General features: G+C 51.1%; 14 protein-coding genes. 3 read left to right on the forward strand and 11 right to left on the reverse strand.

The window, feature by feature from the left end; genetic code table 11:
* Positions 1 to 2 precede the first annotated feature (2 nt).
* The 11 genes from ftsA to rsmH form a co-directional block, all read right to left on the reverse strand.
* Positions 3 to 1,355, reverse strand: a complete 1,353-nt coding sequence (gene ftsA, locus M2133_RS02875; protein ID WP_277464463.1) for a cell division protein FtsA — start codon at positions 1,353 to 1,355, stop codon at positions 3 to 5.
* A 5-nt stretch (positions 1,356 to 1,360) separates the two neighbouring features.
* A complete protein-coding gene (locus tag M2133_RS02880; RefSeq protein ID WP_277464464.1) occupies positions 1,361 to 2,089 on the reverse strand; it encodes a cell division protein FtsQ/DivIB in 729 nt (242 codons plus the stop codon).
* Positions 2,090 to 2,091: 2 nt separating this feature from the next.
* The gene (gene murC, locus M2133_RS02885) at positions 2,092 to 3,468 is read right to left on the reverse strand and encodes a UDP-N-acetylmuramate--L-alanine ligase (RefSeq protein WP_277464465.1); all 1,377 of its coding nucleotides are present in this window, start codon (positions 3,466 to 3,468) and stop codon (positions 2,092 to 2,094) included.
* A 13-nt stretch (positions 3,469 to 3,481) separates the two neighbouring features.
* Positions 3,482 to 4,585: an undecaprenyldiphospho-muramoylpentapeptide beta-N-acetylglucosaminyltransferase gene (gene murG, locus M2133_RS02890; protein ID WP_277464466.1), complete on the reverse strand. Its 1,104-nt coding sequence runs from the start codon at positions 4,583 to 4,585 to the stop codon at positions 3,482 to 3,484.
* Positions 4,582 to 5,859: an FtsW/RodA/SpoVE family cell cycle protein gene (locus M2133_RS02895; protein WP_277464467.1), complete on the reverse strand. Its 1,278-nt coding sequence runs from the start codon at positions 5,857 to 5,859 to the stop codon at positions 4,582 to 4,584. The genes murG and M2133_RS02895 overlap by 4 nt, the downstream gene beginning before the upstream one ends.
* Before the next feature lie 79 nt (positions 5,860 to 5,938).
* Positions 5,939 to 7,306: a UDP-N-acetylmuramoyl-L-alanine--D-glutamate ligase gene (gene murD / locus M2133_RS02900; RefSeq protein WP_277464468.1), complete on the reverse strand. Its 1,368-nt coding sequence runs from the start codon at positions 7,304 to 7,306 to the stop codon at positions 5,939 to 5,941.
* 56 nt (positions 7,307 to 7,362) lie between these two features.
* Complete coding sequence (gene mraY, locus M2133_RS02905; protein ID WP_277464469.1) at positions 7,363 to 8,625, reverse strand: phospho-N-acetylmuramoyl-pentapeptide-transferase; 1,263 nt, start codon at positions 8,623 to 8,625, stop codon at positions 7,363 to 7,365.
* 12 nt (positions 8,626 to 8,637) lie between these two features.
* Complete coding sequence (locus M2133_RS02910; RefSeq protein ID WP_277464470.1) at positions 8,638 to 10,098, reverse strand: UDP-N-acetylmuramoyl-L-alanyl-D-glutamate--2,6-diaminopimelate ligase; 1,461 nt, start codon at positions 10,096 to 10,098, stop codon at positions 8,638 to 8,640.
* Positions 10,099 to 10,103: 5 nt separating this feature from the next.
* On the reverse strand, positions 10,104 to 12,272 hold the full coding sequence (locus M2133_RS02915; RefSeq protein ID WP_277464471.1) for a penicillin-binding transpeptidase domain-containing protein: 2,169 nt from the start codon (positions 12,270 to 12,272) through the stop codon (positions 10,104 to 10,106).
* Positions 12,273 to 12,274: 2 nt separating this feature from the next.
* The gene (locus tag M2133_RS02920; protein ID WP_277464472.1) at positions 12,275 to 12,622 is read right to left on the reverse strand and encodes an FtsL-like putative cell division protein; all 348 of its coding nucleotides are present in this window, start codon (positions 12,620 to 12,622) and stop codon (positions 12,275 to 12,277) included.
* A gap of 30 nt (positions 12,623 to 12,652) precedes the next feature.
* Positions 12,653 to 13,591 (reverse strand): 16S rRNA (cytosine(1402)-N(4))-methyltransferase RsmH, encoded by a 939-nt coding sequence (gene rsmH, locus M2133_RS02925; RefSeq protein WP_277464720.1) that lies wholly within the window; start codon positions 13,589 to 13,591, stop codon positions 12,653 to 12,655.
* A 414-nt stretch (positions 13,592 to 14,005) separates the two neighbouring features.
* On the opposite strand from rsmH, the gene M2133_RS02930 reads away from it, so the two are divergent.
* The 3 genes from M2133_RS02930 to cls all read left to right on the forward strand — a co-directional run bounded on the left by M2133_RS02930 (position 14,006) and on the right by cls (position 17,329).
* Complete coding sequence (locus M2133_RS02930) at positions 14,006 to 14,830, forward strand: 1-acyl-sn-glycerol-3-phosphate acyltransferase (protein ID WP_277464473.1); 825 nt, start codon at positions 14,006 to 14,008, stop codon at positions 14,828 to 14,830.
* Between the two features lie 26 nt (positions 14,831 to 14,856).
* Entirely contained in the window at positions 14,857 to 15,825 is a 969-nt protein-coding gene (locus M2133_RS02935) for a GNAT family N-acetyltransferase (protein ID WP_277464474.1), read from the forward strand.
* Between the two features lie 64 nt (positions 15,826 to 15,889).
* The gene (cls, locus tag M2133_RS02940) at positions 15,890 to 17,329 is read left to right on the forward strand and encodes a cardiolipin synthase (RefSeq protein ID WP_277464475.1); all 1,440 of its coding nucleotides are present in this window, start codon (positions 15,890 to 15,892) and stop codon (positions 17,327 to 17,329) included.
* Positions 17,330 to 17,332: the final 3 nt, after the last annotated feature.

A 17,332-nucleotide genomic window follows, 5' to 3' on the forward strand; every position in this document is an offset into this window, starting at 1 on the left:
TATCACATATCCTCTTCACCAAAGAGGTTTCCACCAAAGCTTTCCAACTTCTTGCCCAGGCCTTTGAAAAGGCCTTTTCCTTTCTTCCCTGTATCTTTTTCCTCTTTTACAGGCTCCGGCTTTTTCACCGGAGGAGCGACCTCTTCGATCTCTTCGCTGCCGAACAGGCCGGGTGTAGGAACAGGTGCAGCCTGCGGCTTCTTCTCGGGCACCACCGCGCAGTTTTCCGTGTCTTGCAACAACAGGCCGACAGCCGTCAGGTTATCGACGGGCAACTGCAGGGGGTTCTCCAATACCTCTTTGCGCACGGTCGCGTAGCGTACTTCGCGTTTGAGGCGCCGGTGGATCAATTCCGCCACATTGCGCAGGTAGGAAGCCCCACCGGTCAGGACAATGCCCGCACCCAGGCGGTCGACACCCCCCATGGCTTCGAGCTGCATGAATATATTCTCCAGAATCTCTTTGGCACGTGCTTCGACGATATGATTGATCTCCGCCAGGCGCACATCACGGCCTACCCCGTCGACGGCGTTCACCGTGACCACCGAGGTATCTTCTTTGTCGACAATCGCGTTTCCGTAAATGATCTTGATGCGTTCGGCCTCGGCTTCGACCAGGGGAAGGGTCATCAGGTCTTTGGTGATCAATGCACCGCCCAGGGGGATAACCGCCATGGATTGCAGTTTGCCACTCTTATAGACCGAGAGCGTAGTCACGCCCGCACCCATATCGATCAGGGCACAACCCAGGTCTTTCTCGTGATCGAGCAATACGGCATCGGCCAGGGCCAGGGGAGAGATCAACAGGCCGGCGATCTTCTTCTGGGCCTTCTCTACGATACTGGTCTCGATATGCTTACGCACCGAAGGGCGTCCCACCACCAGGTTGAAGCGGGCTTCGATCCGCTTGCAAGGCACACCCACCGGATTCACTTCCAGCCGTCCGTCGAGGTAATAGGTCGGGGCAACGGTGTAGAGCACATCCAACTGCGCCGGTTTATAGATATGGCATTCTTCAAACAAGAGATCGACCACCTCATCGGTGATGCGCGAGTCGGAAGCCAGTTCTTTGACCACCGCATACTCCTGGGTGTGCAACGACTGTCCGCCAATACCGACATAGACCTTCGCGATGCGTCCGCCTTCCAATTTGCGTTCCATCCGGCTCAACAAACTTTTGATCTTCGCTGCCGTCTCTTCGATATTAAAGACACATCCTCGCCGGATAAAAGAGCCCGAAGGTTCTACTTCATAGGCTATCACCCGGATACTGCCCGATGAGTTCTTCACGCCTACGACTCCTGTCAATTGAGAAGAGCCCAGGTCTATCGCCGCAATGAAATCTGTATATGCCATAAACTTTATTTTTTAGTACAAACTATCTGATCTTTATACTTCAGGTTAATGATCTTATATCTTTCCCAACCCATTTTGGGTATGACTTGTTCATAGAAAAGCTGTAAGTTTTCCAGCTTCTCCTCAAAAGCATCCAATGTGCCTAAAACAATCCGGTGATTACCAACCATAGGGATTAATTCGACTTCGTTTCTTGAATCGACATAAATCTGTCCGATCTGATGATTCCAAAAATCATTCTTTTGCAAAAATAGTGCAAATTTGTATAAGTCGGTTACTGCCAGTTCTTTTTCCACATTCCCACTGGCTACCGGCACATGGGCCACGTAGCGGGCGCTCACCGGCATGGTGCTTCCCCGGTTGTCGACATAATAACTTCCTCCGGCGCCGATCACACGAAGCACCGGTATCTTCTGTTCGATCTCCAGTTTGATCTTACCCGAAGGGGTCTTATACGCCTCGACGTTGGCAATCATCTGGTTATTCATCAGTTCTTTCTCTATACTTTCGGTATTGATCTGGTTCATCGGTTTGTTCAGCGGATCCAGATCGACCTTTTTCAATACGGTCAAGACATCCTGTTCGTTGACGAAATGTTTGTTCAGGCTGTCTTTCACCACGATCAGTATTTCGTCGCATTCCTTGTCCGACGGTTTATCGGTAAAATAGAAAGAGGCCAGGAAGATATATCCCAACAGCAATAAACCAATGATTAGAGAGAGAAAGCGAACCATAATTATAGCTTGTTTTTAGCTAACAGTTGTTGTACGGGCTCAACCAGGCGATCGATATCTCCGGCACCCAACATAAGTACAACATCCGTTTTCCGGTTTGTAAGACAATGCAAAAGTTGATCCTTCCGGCAAAGCGTTTTATCGGCTATCGTCACCTTTTCCAGAATCATTTCGGAGGTAATTCCGGGTATCGGTTCTTCACGCGCCGGGTAGATATCCAACAGGATCAGTTCGTCCAAAAGAGACAAAGCGGCAGCGAACTCATCGGCAAAGTCGCGGGTGCGGCTGTAGAGATGCGGCTGGAAGATGCCCGTCACTTTCCGCCCGGCATAAAGTTCTTTGACCGAGAGGATGCTCGACCGGAGTTCGACCGGATGATGGGCGTAGTCATCGATCAACACCTGATCGGGCGTCTTGAGGCGGAAGTCGAACCGGCGACGCGGTCCGGCAAAACCAACCATTCCCGCTTTCAGCTCGTCGGCAGTGGCTCCATTGAGCCAGGCGATAGCCATTGCGGCGATGCCGTTTTCGATATTCACATGCATCGGCACACCCAGTTGCACATCGGGGATCCGCACATCGGGACCGACGAAATCAAAAAAGATATCCCCGTTGCCGATACGGATATGTTCGGCATGGAAGTCGCCTCCTTCTTCCGCCGAGTAGGTATAACACCGGACTCCGGCTTGCAAACGCGGACTGAGATCAATGCCTTTACGCATCACCAGTGTGCCGTCGGGACGGATCAATGAGGTGAAATGTTCGAAGCTTTCCCGATAGGCTTCGGCCGTGCCGTAGATATCCAGGTGATCCGGATCGGCCGAGGTGATCACCGCCATATAAGGCGTGAGCCAATGGAACGAACGGTCGAACTCATCGGCTTCGATCACCGTCAGGTCGCTCGTTGCCGAAAGCATCAGGTTGCTGTCGTACCCTTTCAGGATCCCGCCCAGGAAAGCGTTGCAATCGACATGGGATTGCTTCAACAGATGGGCAATCATCGACGAGGTGGTCGTCTTGCCATGGGTACCCGCCACACAAAGCCCCCGGGCGGAATGGGTGATCTCGCCCAATACCCGTGCCCGCTTCATAAGGGTGAAGCCGTGATCGCGAAACCAGCAAAGTTCGGTATGCGTATCGGGAACGGCAGGGGTATAAACCACCAATGTCTCTTCCGGGTCGCGGCAATAGTCGGGGATCAGCGTTATATCATCTGTATAATGGATGGCTGCTCCTTCCTGGTTTAACTTCTCCGTCAGTTCCGAAGCGGTGCGGTCGTAACCCGCAACCTTTTTTCCTCTGGAAAGGAAATAGCGGATCAGGGCACTCATGCCAATGCCTCCTGCTCCAACAAAATATATAGCTTTCTTATCTTCCATTAATCATTAATAATTAATCATTAATCATTTTAATGATCTCATCCACGATCCGATCCGCACTGTTCGGCTGAGCAAGTGCGGCAATGTGTTCACTCAGCAACCGCAAGCGGCTTTCGTTCGCTACGACATTCAATGCCACAGCCACCAGCTGCTCTCCGGCATCGGCATCCGGCACCATCAGGGCGGCGTCTTTATACACCAAAGCCAACGCGTTTTTCGTCTGGTGATCTTCGGACACGTTCGGCGACGGCACAAGGATCACCGGCTTTTTCAACAGGCAGAGTTCCGAAATGGAACCGGCTCCCGCCCGCGAAACGACCAGGTCGGCGGCGGCATAAGCATAATCCATCCGGGTGATAAAGTCGGAACACCAGATAGCCCTTGTACCGTAGGGCTCCAGCTGTTTTTGCGCTTTGGCATAATAGTGACGTCCGGTCTGCCAGATCAGTTGAACATCTTTTTCGATGAACCGTTCCAACTGCCCCTGGATACTTTGATTAATGGTGCGCGCCCCAAGGCTGCCTCCCACCACCAGGATGGTCTTTTTCTCCGGAGAGAGTCCGAAGAATGCCAAGGCTTCCTCCCGTTTGCCGACCGACTCTTCCAGGTCTTTGCGCACCGGGTTTCCGGTAATCACCAGTTTTTCGGCGGGGAAGAACTTCTCCATACCGTCGTACGCCACACAGATCTTCTTCGCCTTTTTGGCCAATAGTTTATTCGTCACCCCGGCATACGAGTTTTGCTCCTGAAGAAGCGTCGGCACCTTTGCCGAGGCAGCCATCCACAAGGTCGGGCCACTGGCATATCCACCTACACCGATCGCGGCATCCGGCCGGAAAGAATGGATTGTCTTTTTCGCCAACCGCAGGCACTTGATCAAGCGGGCGATGACTTTGATATTGTTCAACAAATGGGCACGATCCAGTCCGCTGACGGGCAAACCGACAATCGGATAACCGGCGGCAGGTACCTTCTCCATCTCCATCCGGTCTTCCGCGCCGACAAAAAGGATCTCCGCATCCGGATAACGTTCTTTTATCTTGTTGGCTATCGCTATCGCCGGGAAGATATGCCCGCCTGTACCGCCTCCGCTGATGATAAATCTATAGGGTCTCATATATTTGCTTCTTCTATGGTTTCCACTTCTACCGAAGCCAAAACGGATTGCATTTCTTCTTCCGACAATACATTGTCTACTTCTTTCTCTTCCGGCAAGACATCTTCTTCATTGCCTATATTCGCTCCGAACCGGCTTATGCTTAAGATGATGCCGATATAGATACAGGTGATCAGGATCGAAGTCCCCCCGCGGCTGATCAACGGCAAAGGCTGTCCGGTCACCGGGATCAGATCGACCGCCACCGCCATATTGGCAAAGGCCTGCACGACCACCACCAATGTACAGCCCAATACCAGATACTTGGCAAACGGCTTCTCACACCGCCGGGCAATCATGCCTCCCCGCACCAAGAGCATGATATACAAGAGCAAGACAAAGAGTCCGCCCACCATACCCAGCTCTTCGATGATAATGGCATAGATAAAATCGGAATAAGCCTGCGGCAGGAAATCCCTTTGCTGCCCATGCCCGGGCATCTTCCCGAAAACACCGCCTTTGGCAATCGCGATCTTGGCATGCGTCTCCTGAAAAATATCATCCGGAATCTTATATCCTGTCTTCGCACTGATCTCAATCGCTTCCTCCGGCTGGCTGAATCGTTCGATACGCGCCCGCCAGGTGCTGAATCGTTTGGGTAGTTTCTCTTCGACCCCTTCGGGCATGAAGTGGAAAAACAGGAAGAGCAATACCCCGATCAACAACAATCCGCCGCCCAGTTTCAATAACTTCAGAAAAGGAACCTGCCCGATAAACAATAACAAGAAACAAACGGCAAAGAGCATAAAGGCGGTCGAGAAGTTCTCGGGAAGGATCAGTACACAGGTGATACACATCGCGATCAGCGAGTACTTAAAGATATTGTCTTCCGAAAACCGGCTCCGTTTACTCATCAGGAAAGAGATGAAAACGATAAGCGACAGTTTCGCCAGTTCGGAAGGTTGGAACTGGATCCCCATGATCTCCATAAACCGGTAAGAGTTATTCGCATAGACCCCCATCATAGGTGTCAACACCAATAAGACCATGGATATAGGCAGCACAATGATCAAGGCAGAGAAAAAACGGTAAGGGATATTGTGGATCAACAATATAAGTATGAAACCGACAAAAAGGAAAGAGGCATGCTTGACTACCGGAGCCCAGTAGTTTGCCGCCTTATAGGTGATCGTACTGGAGGCGCTGAACATCTCCACGACAGAAATCAGACACAGGAACATAAATATGATCCATATCACCCGGTCGCCTTTGAATAGTTTACTTGCTAAATCCACGTCCTTAATTGTTAATTGTTAATTATAAATTATAAGCCAATGTACATCCTCGCAAGGTTTATAATTTACAATTCATAATTTATAATTCCCTTACATAGTGTTTAAACTGATCGCCCCGGTCTTCGTAACTCTTAAACAGATCGAAGCTGGCACAACAGGGAGAGAGCAATACCGTATCGCCCTTTTCCGCCAGTTGATAGGCTTTCGCCACCGCCTCCTGCATCGAACCGGCATCTTCGATCCGGTCGATCTTTCCGTCGAAGAAAGAATGCAGTTTCGTATTATCTTTTCCCAGGAAGATCAACGCCCGCACTTTCTTTTTCACCAACTCTTCGATCTCCGTATAATCATTTCCTTTATCCGTACCGCCTAAGATCAGTACGATCCGGGTATGAATGCTGCCCAGGGCATACCAGCAGGAGTTGACATTCGTTGCTTTCGAGTCATTGATATAATCAACGCCCCGCACGCGTGTGACTTTCTCCAACCGGTGCTCCACGCCTTTGAAGTCACTCAAAGCCGCCCGTATATATTCATCCTGTATATCGAGCACTTTGGCTGCAATGCCCGATGCCAGGGAGTTATACAGATTATGTGTGCCGGTCAACGCCAAGAGATCCTCTTCCATGGTGAAGGTTCCGTGATCGGTCTCAATCACCAACTGCTCCCCTTGCATATAAGCTCGTACACCCGGATGGTAGCTTTCGGCAAACGGATAAACAGTCGCTCCCGGGTGGTGCTCCAAGATCTCCCGCGTGATGATCGGATCGTCATTCCAGAAGATAAAGGCATCCTTTTCGGTCTGATTCTGAATGATACGGAACTTAGCATCCACATAGTGCTGCATTTCGTAATCGTAACGATCCAGATGGTCGGGAGTGATATTCAATAAGACGGCGATATCCGCCTTGAAGTCGTACATATTGTCCAACTGGAAGCTGCTCAGTTCGATCACATAGACATCATGCGGTTCTTCGGCCACCTGATACGCCAGGCTATTCCCAACGTTTCCCGCCAGGCCGACATCCAGGCCCGCGCTCTTCAGGATATGATAGGTGAGCATGGTCGTAGTGGTCTTTCCGTTGCTTCCGGTGATGCAAACCATCTTGGCATCCGTATACCGTCCGGCAAACTCGATCTCGGAGATGATCGGTATGTTTTTCTCTTTCAGCTTTCGGATAATCGGCGCCTTATCGGATATACCCGGGCTCTTGATCACCTCATCGGCATTCAGGATCATCTCTTCCGTATGTTGCCCCTCTTCCCAAAGGATGGAATAGGCATCCAGCTTTTCTTTGTAGCTGGGGAATATGGTTGAGAAATCCGAGAGGAAAACATCAAAACCTTCTTTCTGCGCTAAAATAGCCGCACCGGTTCCACTCTCTCCTCCGCCCAGAACAACTATGCGACGAGACGGCCCCTCCAATATCTTATCTTGTTCTTTCATCTCTTTATTTCTTTGCCTCATTAGCCTCCCCTTGGGGGAGGTTGGTGGGGCCTCTTTTATCTCATCTTTAACGTTACAATGGTTATCACGGCCAAGATAATGCCGATCAGCCAGAAACGAACAACGATCTTCGATTCGGGCACGACATTAAAAGGCTTCTGGATAAGGGCTTCGATCCCGGCATTCCCCGCTTTCTGGAAATGATGATGCAAAGGGGTCATCTTGAACACCCGGCGTCCTTCTCCGTATTTCTTTTTGGTATATTTAAAATAAAAGCGTTGGATGATCACCGACACGACCTCCACCAGAAAGATACCGCACAGGATAGGGATCAACAGCTCTTTCCGGATGATGATGGCAAACACCGCAATGATACCTCCCAAGGTCAGGCTACCCGTATCACCCATAAACACCTGCGCCGGATAGGAGTTATACCAGAGGAAACCGACGGTAGCCCCGATAAAGGTGGCGGCAAAGATCACCAGTTCTTCCGCCCCGGGGATAAACATGATATTCAGGAAAGAAGCAAACTGGAAGTGCGAGGAGGTATAGGCCAGAATGCCCAAGGCCACCCCGATGATCGCCGAGCTACCGGCCGCCAGCCCGTCCAGTCCGTCGGTCAGGTTGGCTCCATTGGATACGGCTGTGACAATAAAGATCACGACAAGGACAAAGAGGATCCAGGCCAAGGGTTGCTTGTACGGTCCGGCCCAATCGACCAAGGTGGAATAATCAAAGTTGTTATTCTTCAGGAAAGGGATGGTGGTCTTTGTCGATTTGGTTTCATTCGGTTGGAACTGCACTTCTTCGATGGCATTCTCTCCGTTGTAAACTTCTATATTCTCACGGATCACCACATCCGGACTCAGGTAAAGCACCAATCCGACGATAAAGCCTAATCCGACCTGCCCGATCACCTTGAACTGGCCGCGCAAGCCCTCTTTGTCTTTCTTGAACACTTTGATATAGTCGTCCGTCCAGCCGATAACGCCCAGCCATACGGTGGTGATCAGCATCAGGATGATATAGATATTGTCCAATCGTGTACAGAGTAAGGTAGGGATCAGGATCGCAATGATAATGATGATCCCACCCATCGTTGGCGTTCCTTTCTTGCTGTAAAGCCCTTCCAGCCCCAGGTCGCGAACGGTTTCGCCGATCTGCTCCCGGCGCAACTTATCGATGATACGTCGGCCGATCGTGGTGGAGATAAACAAAGACAAGATCAATGCCAGGCCTGAGCGGAAGGAGATATACTTAAACATCCCTGCTCCGGGCAGATCCAATTGATCCAAATAGGTAAATAAGTAGTATAACATCTCTTTTTTCTTTTATGCCGGTTGTGTCCTAAATATTTCTTTCACCTTCTCGCGGTCGTCGAAATGGTATTTCACGCCTTTGATGTCCTGATAGTCTTCATGCCCTTTGCCGGCGATCAGGATCACATCACCTTTTTGGGCAAACATCGTCGCGGTCTTGATTGCCTGCGCGCGATCGGTAATACACAATGTATGTTCGAGATCGGCCGCAGACAATCCGGCGACCATATCGTTAATGATCTCTTCCGGTTCTTCGAAGCGGGGATTATCGGAGGTCAGGATAACCTGGTCGCTCAGCCGCGCCGCTTCTTTCGCCATCAAAGGGCGTTTCCCTTTGTCGCGGTTTCCTCCGGCGCCGACCACGGTGATGATACGTCCGTTGCCATCCAGTACTTCCGCGATACCATTCAGTACGTTGGTCAGGGCATCCGGCGTATGGGCGTAATCCACGATGGCGGTATATCCCTTGGGCGAGCGGATGGTTTCGAACCGGCCGGAGACCGGGCGCAGGGCGCTCAACACCAATAAAGCCTCTTCCGGCTCTTTGCCCAAGGCCACGGCAGCGCCATAAACAGCCAATAGGTTGTAGACATTGAAACGACCGACAAAATGCACCACGACTTCTTTGCCGTTGAACACCAGTTCCGTCCCTTCGAAATGCGACTCCAGGATCTTGCCTTTGAAGTCGGCCAGTGTCCTGAGGGAGTAGGTCAGCTTCGTTGCCGCCGTATTCTGAAGCATCACTTCGCCCACCTTATCATCGACATTCGTCAGGGCGAATGCCGCGGCCGGCAGGTCGTCGAAGAATTTCTTTTTGGCTTTCAGGTAGTTCTCTACCGTCAGGTGATAATCCAGATGGTCGCGGGTCAGGTTGGTGAAGATCCCGCCATCGAAGGCCAGTCCGCTGATGCGTTTCTGGTCTACCGCGTGCGAGCTGACTTCCATAAAGGCGTGTGTGCATCCGGCTTCCACCATACGCGCCAACAAGGCTTGCAGGGTGTGCGGATCGGGAGTCGTATGCTCGGTGGGCACCGCTTCGCCGTCGATATAGTTGCAGACAGTGGAGATCAATCCCACCGGATGTCCCATCATGCGGAACATCTCATACAAGAGTGTAGCGATCGTCGTTTTCCCATTCGTGCCGGTGACTCCGACCAGGGTCAACTTTTCCGAAGGCCGTCCGTACCACTCGGAGAGTAATAATCCCAAGGCTTCCGCCGAATCTTTCACCCGGATGATCACCGGATGCGGGCCGGCGCATACGGGCTCTTCTTCGCAAACAATAGCGACTGCTCCTTTTTCAATCGCGGCGGGGATAAACGTATGCCCGTCGACCGCCGTACCTTTGACGGCAACAAAAAGGGTTCCTTTTCCGACTTTCCTTGAGTCGGACTGTATATCTTTTATTTCAACCGACAGATCTCCCGTAACCACCGGTTGATCCAATACTTTTATCCATTTATTCAGTTCCATCTCGTTTATCTCAGCGTTAATAAAACGGTTTGTCCTTTCACGATCCGGCTACCCGGAGAGATACTCTGGGCGGCCACCCTTCCGGCTCCGGAAAGATTGACTCGCAAGCCCGCCATCTCCAGGAGATAGACGGCATCCTTTGCACCCATGCCGACAACCGACGGCACCAACCCCTCGCGGACCTTGACGTCGCGCAAGTGCAGATCCTGTGTTTCTTTGTCGACGGATGCCACGACCCAAGAGGTCTCGACACTATCCTTCCGGACTTTAATATCCAAGCGATCCAACACCTCTTCAACCGCTTTCCGATCACCCCCTTTGACGGCAGGCACACGCACGGCCAACGAATCCCTTTCCATCTTGCGGGTATTGAAAGCCATCTCACTGGCATAGATCTTTTCGGCGATATTCTTGACCACCCCTCCTGCCATCGTTCCGCCGGATGGATAACCGATGCGCGGACGCCGGATCACCACGATACAGGTATACTGCGGATCTTCCGCCGGGAAATAGCCGCAGAAAGCCACCTGATGACCGCTGGTGCGGTAGACTCCGCCCGAAGCGATCTGCGCCGTACCGGTCTTGCCCGCGATACGGATCAGATCCGAATGCACAGCGGAGCCCGTACCTTTCTCGACCACGCCAAGCAGCATATCCTGTATGATCTTCAAGGTCGACGACGAGCAGATCGACGATTTGATCACTTCGCTGGAGAAGCTCTTCACCGTCTTCCCGTCTTTCAGGATCTCTTTCGTGAACATCGGACGCATCATCTTACCTCCATTGGCAATGGCGTTGAAGAAGGTCAGGGTATAAATCGGTGGGATCTGGGTCTCGTAGCCGAACGACATCCAGGGCAATGTCGTGCGCGACCAGTATTGGAGTGTATCGTTGGGGAAACGGATCTTCGACCGTCCCGAGCCGGGAATCTCCAGGTTCAGGTCGGGCGCCATACCGACGCGGTGCAGTCCTTCGACAAACTTGGTCGGGTTCTGGGTATATCCTTTCATAATGATCTTGGCCACACCGATATTCGAGGAGTACCAGATCGCCTGCTCGGCCGAGATCCGCCCGTATCCTCCCCGGTTGTAATTATGGTCGGTCATGCGCGAGCTACCTACCATATAGATCCCGTTTCCCGTATCGACCGTATCGGTCGGCTGGCAGACACCGTCTTCCAAGGCGACCATCATCGAAGCGACCTTAAAGGTCGATCCCGGTTCGGTCTCATCGGCAACGGCATGGTTTTTCATCTCGGCATAATGACCGTTCGAGGTGCGTCCCAGGTTGGAGATGCCTTTGATCTCGCCCGTCGCCACCTCCATCACGACCGCCGTTCCCGACTCCGCTTCGATCGCTGCGAGCATATCCAATAAGGCTTTCTCGGTGATATCCTGTATGTTGATATCGATAGTCGTACGGATGTCCATTCCGGCGACGGGTTCGATCTCGGTCACATTCGTCCAGCTCCCGCCCACGCGGCGAACGGAATTCCAACCGGCCTCGCCTCTCAATAAGGAGTCGTACTGCAGCTCCAAGCCGTTCTTTCCTTTCGAGACACCCGAGTTTTCCAGCTCGCCGTAGATATCTCCGATCGTGCGTGAAGCCAGCGTGCCGAACGGTTTATCGCGTTCGACCATCTCTTTGGTATAAAACCCGCTATAATTCCGGTGCAAGCGCAGGAAAGGGAATCGACGTATCTCTTTCATATCCGAATAGGATACTCTCTTCCGATAAATGGGGAATTGACGGCTTTTCTTTTTCAGCCCTTCCGTCAGGTAGGCTTTGTAACCGGCGGGGGTGCGGTCTTTCAGTTTGCGCGAGAGGTAGAACGAGAGCGAATCGACCCCGTTCGTTTTCGAATAGAGGAAGGTATCCAGTTTGAAGCCTTCCGCTTTGAAGTCGAAATACAGGTAATAGCTGGGCACGCTGGTTGCCATCAGCTTCCAGTCGGCGGAATAGATATTACCCCGTCCGGGCAATACCATACGGTCGGGTCGCTTCTGTCCTTCGGCAATCTCCACCCATTTCTCTTTTTCCACAAAAGCGGTATCGAAAGCCCGGGCTACAATACCCATAGCCACCAGCCCCAACAAGAGCACAATGATAAAATAACAGATTAATATCCGTTTATTCCGGGACTCATCTTTCTGTATCTCTTTCTCTTCCGACATCTTTATTTATAGATTTCATAGGGAGGGCTCTGGGCGGCTCCCAATTCAATACCTTGTTCTTCCACGAGCACTTCGACCTGGGATTGGCGGCTTTGCCCGGTCAATTCGGAGGAGATCGACAATGCCTCGAAACGGATATCGCGCAACTGCTGCTGCAAGCGATCGATCTCCTTCAGCTTCTGCATGCAGGAATAGCGATTCCCAATAAAAAAGAAGGCAAGGATAACCAATAACACAATCATCCGGGTATGCTTGATAATGAAATCCTCCTTCAGGATCCCACCTCCGAGAATGTATAAGAGAGAGAGCCGCTTCTCTTTCTTCTTTGTTTTGTTCGGTTCCTTTCCCATTAGTATCAATTACGAATTACGTATTACAAATTAAATATTCCGCGCCTTCTCTTCCACGCGTTCGGCAATGCGCAGCTTGGCTGAGCGCGACCGGGGATTGCTTTCGATCTCTTCTTCCGAAGGCACGATGACTTTATTGTTGATCAGGCGGTATGGACTATAAACATTTCCAAAGAAATCTTGTTCGCTCCGGCCCTCAAAATTCCCCGTTTTGAGGAAGTTTTTCACCAGCCGGTCTTCCAGCGAATGATAGGTAATGACCACCAGACGTCCGCCGGGTTTCAAGACCGATAAGGTCTGCTCCAACAGGTTGCGCAACGCCCGCATCTCATCGTTCACCTCAATGCGCAAGGCTTGAAACACCTGAGCCAGAAACTTCTTCTCTTTATCCCGACCCGTGAAAGGTTTCAACACGTCCAACAGGTCTTCGATCTTGTGGAAAGGGCGCGTCTGCCGTTCGCGTACAATCGCGGAAGCTAAGCGCCTCGACATCTTCAGTTCGCCGTAGAAAAAGAACATATCGGCCAGCTGGGTATCGGAATAGGTGTTCAACACATCCGCCGCTGTCTTTCCTGCCCGGTAATTCATCCGCATATCCAACAACCCATCGAAACGGAAAGAGAAACCCCGCTCCTCATCGTCGAAATGATGGGAAGAAACGCCCAGATCGGCCAACAAACCGGCCACCTGACCGCCAATACCATGATAACGGGAGAAGTTGGAAAGGAAACGAAAGTTGCTGCGCACAAAGACAAAACGAGGATCATCCGGTATGTTCCGCTCCGCGTCCGCGTCCTGATCGAAGCCATAAAGCCGTCCATCCGCCCCCAACCGCTCCAGGATCGCTCGCGAATGGCCGCCGCCGCCAAAAGTAACATCTACATACACACCTGCCGGATCCATAGCCAGACCTTCCAGGCTCTCTCTGAGTAAAACCGGTATATGATAATTCAAATGCTCCACTTTCAGACGCTCTTTTGTTAAACTAATCCTTAAATTAACACCACTTAGATGACTGATAAGCAAGGGTGTTATCTTCTGCTTGTAAAATTAGTGCATTATTGCAATACAATCCAAATAATCAAAGAGAAAAAGCAAAAAAAGTTTTCAACAACCCGGCAAGACTTTTCGGGATGCGGCCGGCTATTTTCCAAAAGAGACCTGCAAATACAATTTAGAGGTACGTCAAAAATGATTTTGAGGTACGTCAAAACTATTTTTGAGGTACGTCAAAACGGATTTTGAGGTACCTCTAAATCATTTTTGAGGTACCTCTAACCTGTTTTAATAGCCGGGTTCTCCGAGTTTGCGGGCAAAAAAACAAAAAAACTGCCGGGCGAATTGTTATAAATACTATATTTGTCCATCATTAGCTTAGGAAGGATGCAAGTGAACGTCACGAAATATATCGACATAGAAAACATCTTAAAGACCAAAGCGCCATCTGTGGCCACCAAGGTCCCCCGCTTTCTACTCAACTACCTTATCCGGATCGTTCACCAGGATGAGCTGAACTACATCCTGACCCGGTATCACGACAAGGACGGGGTGGAGTTTATGAAAGAGTTGATTCACTATTTCGATCTCAAACTGGAATTGCACGGCGAGCAGAATATCCCGACGGAAGGGCGGTATATCTTTGCCTCCAACCATCCGCTGGGCGGCTTGGACGGCATTTGCCTTTCCGCCCTGGTGGGCGAACGCTTCAACGGGAATATACGCTATCCGGTCAACGACCTCTTACTGTTCATCCCCAACCTGCGTTCGATCTTTATCCCGGTGAACAAACACGGCAAGCAGGCCAAAAGCACCGCGGTAGCGACCGAAGAGGCCTACGCCTCGGACAATCAGATCATCACCTTCCCGGCCGGCCTTTGCTCGCGGAAGATCAAAGGCGAGATCGTCGATCTGGAGTGGAAGAAATCGTTTATCCAGAAAGCAGTCGAGTATCAAAGAGATATCGTTCCGATTCATTTCGTAGGGAGGAATTCCAATTTCTTCTACAACCTGGCAAATCTGCGGGTGAAGCTGGGCATTAAGATGAACTACGAGATGCTTTACCTCTCCGACGAACTTTTCAAAAGCAAACACGCGACATACCAGATATACTTCGGGGAACCCATTCCCTGGCAAACGTTCGATCCGAGCAAGAAAGCGACCGAATGGGCCGGATGGGTCAAAGCAATCTCCTACGGATTAAAGAAATAAACACACACACTGAGAACTATATGATAATGCAGGAAATTATTAAACCGATTGACCGGGCCCTATTAAAGTCTGAACTGACCAAAGACAAAATGCTCCGTACGACCAATAAATCTCAGAATGAGATCTATATCATTACGGCGCACGACTCACCCAACCTCATGCAGGAGATCGGCCGGCTGAGGGAAGTTGCCTTCCGCGAATACGGAGGCGGGACGGGACAATCCGTCGATATCGACGAATACGACACCATGGACGATGCCTACCGGCAACTGATCGTCTGGAGTCCGGAAGACGAAGAGATTCTGGGCGGGTATCGTTTCATCTGCGGAAGCGATGTCCGGTTCGATGCCGCTGGCAAACCGCTATTGGCCACGGCCCACCTATTCAACTTCTCCCAACAGTTTATCGAAGAGTTTCTTCCGTACACCGTTGAATTGGGACGTTCTTTCGTCACCCTGGAATATCAGGCGACGCGCGAAGGAGCCAAGAAAGGGCTGTTCATCCTGGATAACCTCTGGGACGGGCTGGGCGCGCTCTCGGTCGTCGACCCCACACTGAAGTATTACTTCGGCAAAGTGACCATGTACAACACCTACGATACGGAAGCCCGCAATATGGTGCTCTATTTCCTCGGACTGCATTTCCCCGATCCGGACCGGCTGATCACCCCGATCCATGCCCTGCAAACCGATACGGACATCGAGAAGATGAAAGCACTCTTCCCGCACGACAACTTCAAAGACAACTACAAAGTCTTGAACCAGGAAGTGCGCAAGCTGGGTATCAACGTCCCGCCATTGGTCAATGCCTACATGAGCCTCTCGCCCAAGATGCGCGTCTTCGGCACAGCCATCAATCATGAATTCGGCGAAGTGGAAGAAACCGGCATTCTGATCGCCATCGACGAGATCCTCGAAGACAAGAAAAAGAGACATATCGAGACCTATCTGAAAGAAGAATATCAAACGGCGGAGCTTATACGCAAGTATCAGTGACAAACGTTTGTTTATCTCATAAACCCTCTCTATCTTTAGCGTCTTGATCGAACGACAAGGCGTTATGATAGCAATGATTCAGATACAGGCGATAGTGGGTACAATATTGCTTCTATTGTACGCCATTACGATTCTGGGGGTGGTCCTGGTTGTGATTACAGAGAACAGAAACCCCCTGAAAACCATCTCCTGGGTAGTAGTACTCTTATTGACTCCCGGCATTGGTCTGATCTTCTATTTCTTCTTCGGACAGGACAACCGAAAGCAAAAGGTCATCTCCCGGCGTACCTACAAACGCATCATGAAAGGACCGCAACGCCGGAAAGACTCATTCGATATCATCTCCGAGATGCCCCAGACTTACATCCCGCTGGCGACACTATTGTACCACAACAATCAATCAACCCTGCTCTACGGGAGCAAAATAAAGATCTATACGAACGGAACCGACAAGTTCGAAGACCTGTTGCGCGACCTGCAAGAGGCAAAGCACCATATCCATCTGCAGTACTACATCTTCTGCGACGACGAGATCGGCAACCGGGTGAAGAAGATCCTAATCGACAAAGCCCGCGAAGGGGTAAAGGTGAGAGTGATGTACGACGATGTCGGCAGTTGGAACGTGAAAGAACGGTTCTTCAAAGAGATGCTACAGGAAGGGATCGAGGTGTACTCGTTCCTGAAAGTAGTGTTCCCGATATTTACCAGCAAGGTGAACTACCGTAACCACCGGAAGATCGTGGTGATCGACGGAAACGTCGGATATATGGGCGGAATGAACATTGCCGACCGCTACACGAAAGGCACCTCCTGGGGCACGTGGCGGGATACGCATTTCCGGTTCACCGGCAAAGGGGTACATGGGCTGCAGTCGGCTTTCCTGATCGATTGGTATGTGGTGAGCAAGCAACTACTGAGGGATCCCGCTTACTATCCGCCGGTAGAGATCTATTCGAAAAACATTATGCAGATCGCCACCTGCGGACCGACCGGACACTGGCGCACCCTGCTCCAGGCAACGATCTATCTGATTGCCAACGCGAAGAAATATATCTACATACAAACGCCCTATTTCCTGCCGACGGAAGGACTCAACCAGGCATTGCAGACCGCTGCCCTGGGAGGGATCGACATTCGGCTGATGCTGCCCGAACGGTCGGACACGCGCTCGACCAATATGGCGACACACTCCTACCTGGACGATATGATCAAGTCGGGCGTGAAGGTCTACTTCTACAAACCCGGATTCCTGCACGCCAAACTGATCGTGGTCGACGATATCGTGACGGCTGTCGGCTCGGCCAATATGGACTTCCGGAGCTTTGAACACAACTTCGAAGTGAATGCTTATATGTACGATGAGTCGTTTGCGAAAGAAATGAAGAAGATATTCCTGCACGATATGCAGTCGTGCGAACGCGTCATGCCTGCCCGCTGGCTGAAGCGCCCACCATTGCAACGCCTCTCCGAATCGTTTATGCGCCTCTTCTCTCCCCTCCTCTAAAGG

The organism is Parabacteroides sp. PF5-6, assembly GCF_029504695.1.
Taxonomy (GTDB): domain Bacteria; phylum Bacteroidota; class Bacteroidia; order Bacteroidales; family Tannerellaceae; genus QVMG01.

Bases quoted from the DNA above. Each gene is read 5' to 3' on its own strand.
- M2133_RS02910 (WP_277464470.1), bottom strand. From the start codon at position 10,098: ATGGAACTGAATAAATGGATAAAAGTATTGGATCAACCGGTGGTTACG.
- cls (WP_277464475.1), top strand. From the start codon at position 15,890: ATGATAGCAATGATTCAGATACAGGCGATAGTGGGTACAATATTGCTT.
- mraY (WP_277464469.1), bottom strand. From the start codon at position 8,625: ATGTTATACTACTTATTTACCTATTTGGATCAATTGGATCTGCCCGGA.
- murC (WP_277464465.1), bottom strand. From the start codon at position 3,468: ATGGAAGATAAGAAAGCTATATATTTTGTTGGAGCAGGAGGCATTGGC.
- M2133_RS02920 (WP_277464472.1), bottom strand. From the start codon at position 12,622: ATGGGAAAGGAACCGAACAAAACAAAGAAGAAAGAGAAGCGGCTCTCT.
- murG (WP_277464466.1), bottom strand. From the start codon at position 4,585: ATGAGACCCTATAGATTTATCATCAGCGGAGGCGGTACAGGCGGGCAT.
- murD (WP_277464468.1), bottom strand. From the start codon at position 7,306: ATGAAAGAACAAGATAAGATATTGGAGGGGCCGTCTCGTCGCATAGTT.
- ftsA (WP_277464463.1), bottom strand. From the start codon at position 1,355: ATGGCATATACAGATTTCATTGCGGCGATAGACCTGGGCTCTTCTCAA.
- M2133_RS02880 (WP_277464464.1), bottom strand. From the start codon at position 2,089: ATGGTTCGCTTTCTCTCTCTAATCATTGGTTTATTGCTGTTGGGATAT.
- M2133_RS02935 (WP_277464474.1), top strand. From the start codon at position 14,857: ATGCAGGAAATTATTAAACCGATTGACCGGGCCCTATTAAAGTCTGAA.
- M2133_RS02930 (WP_277464473.1), top strand. From the start codon at position 14,006: ATGCAAGTGAACGTCACGAAATATATCGACATAGAAAACATCTTAAAG.
- M2133_RS02915 (WP_277464471.1), bottom strand. From the start codon at position 12,272: ATGTCGGAAGAGAAAGAGATACAGAAAGATGAGTCCCGGAATAAACGG.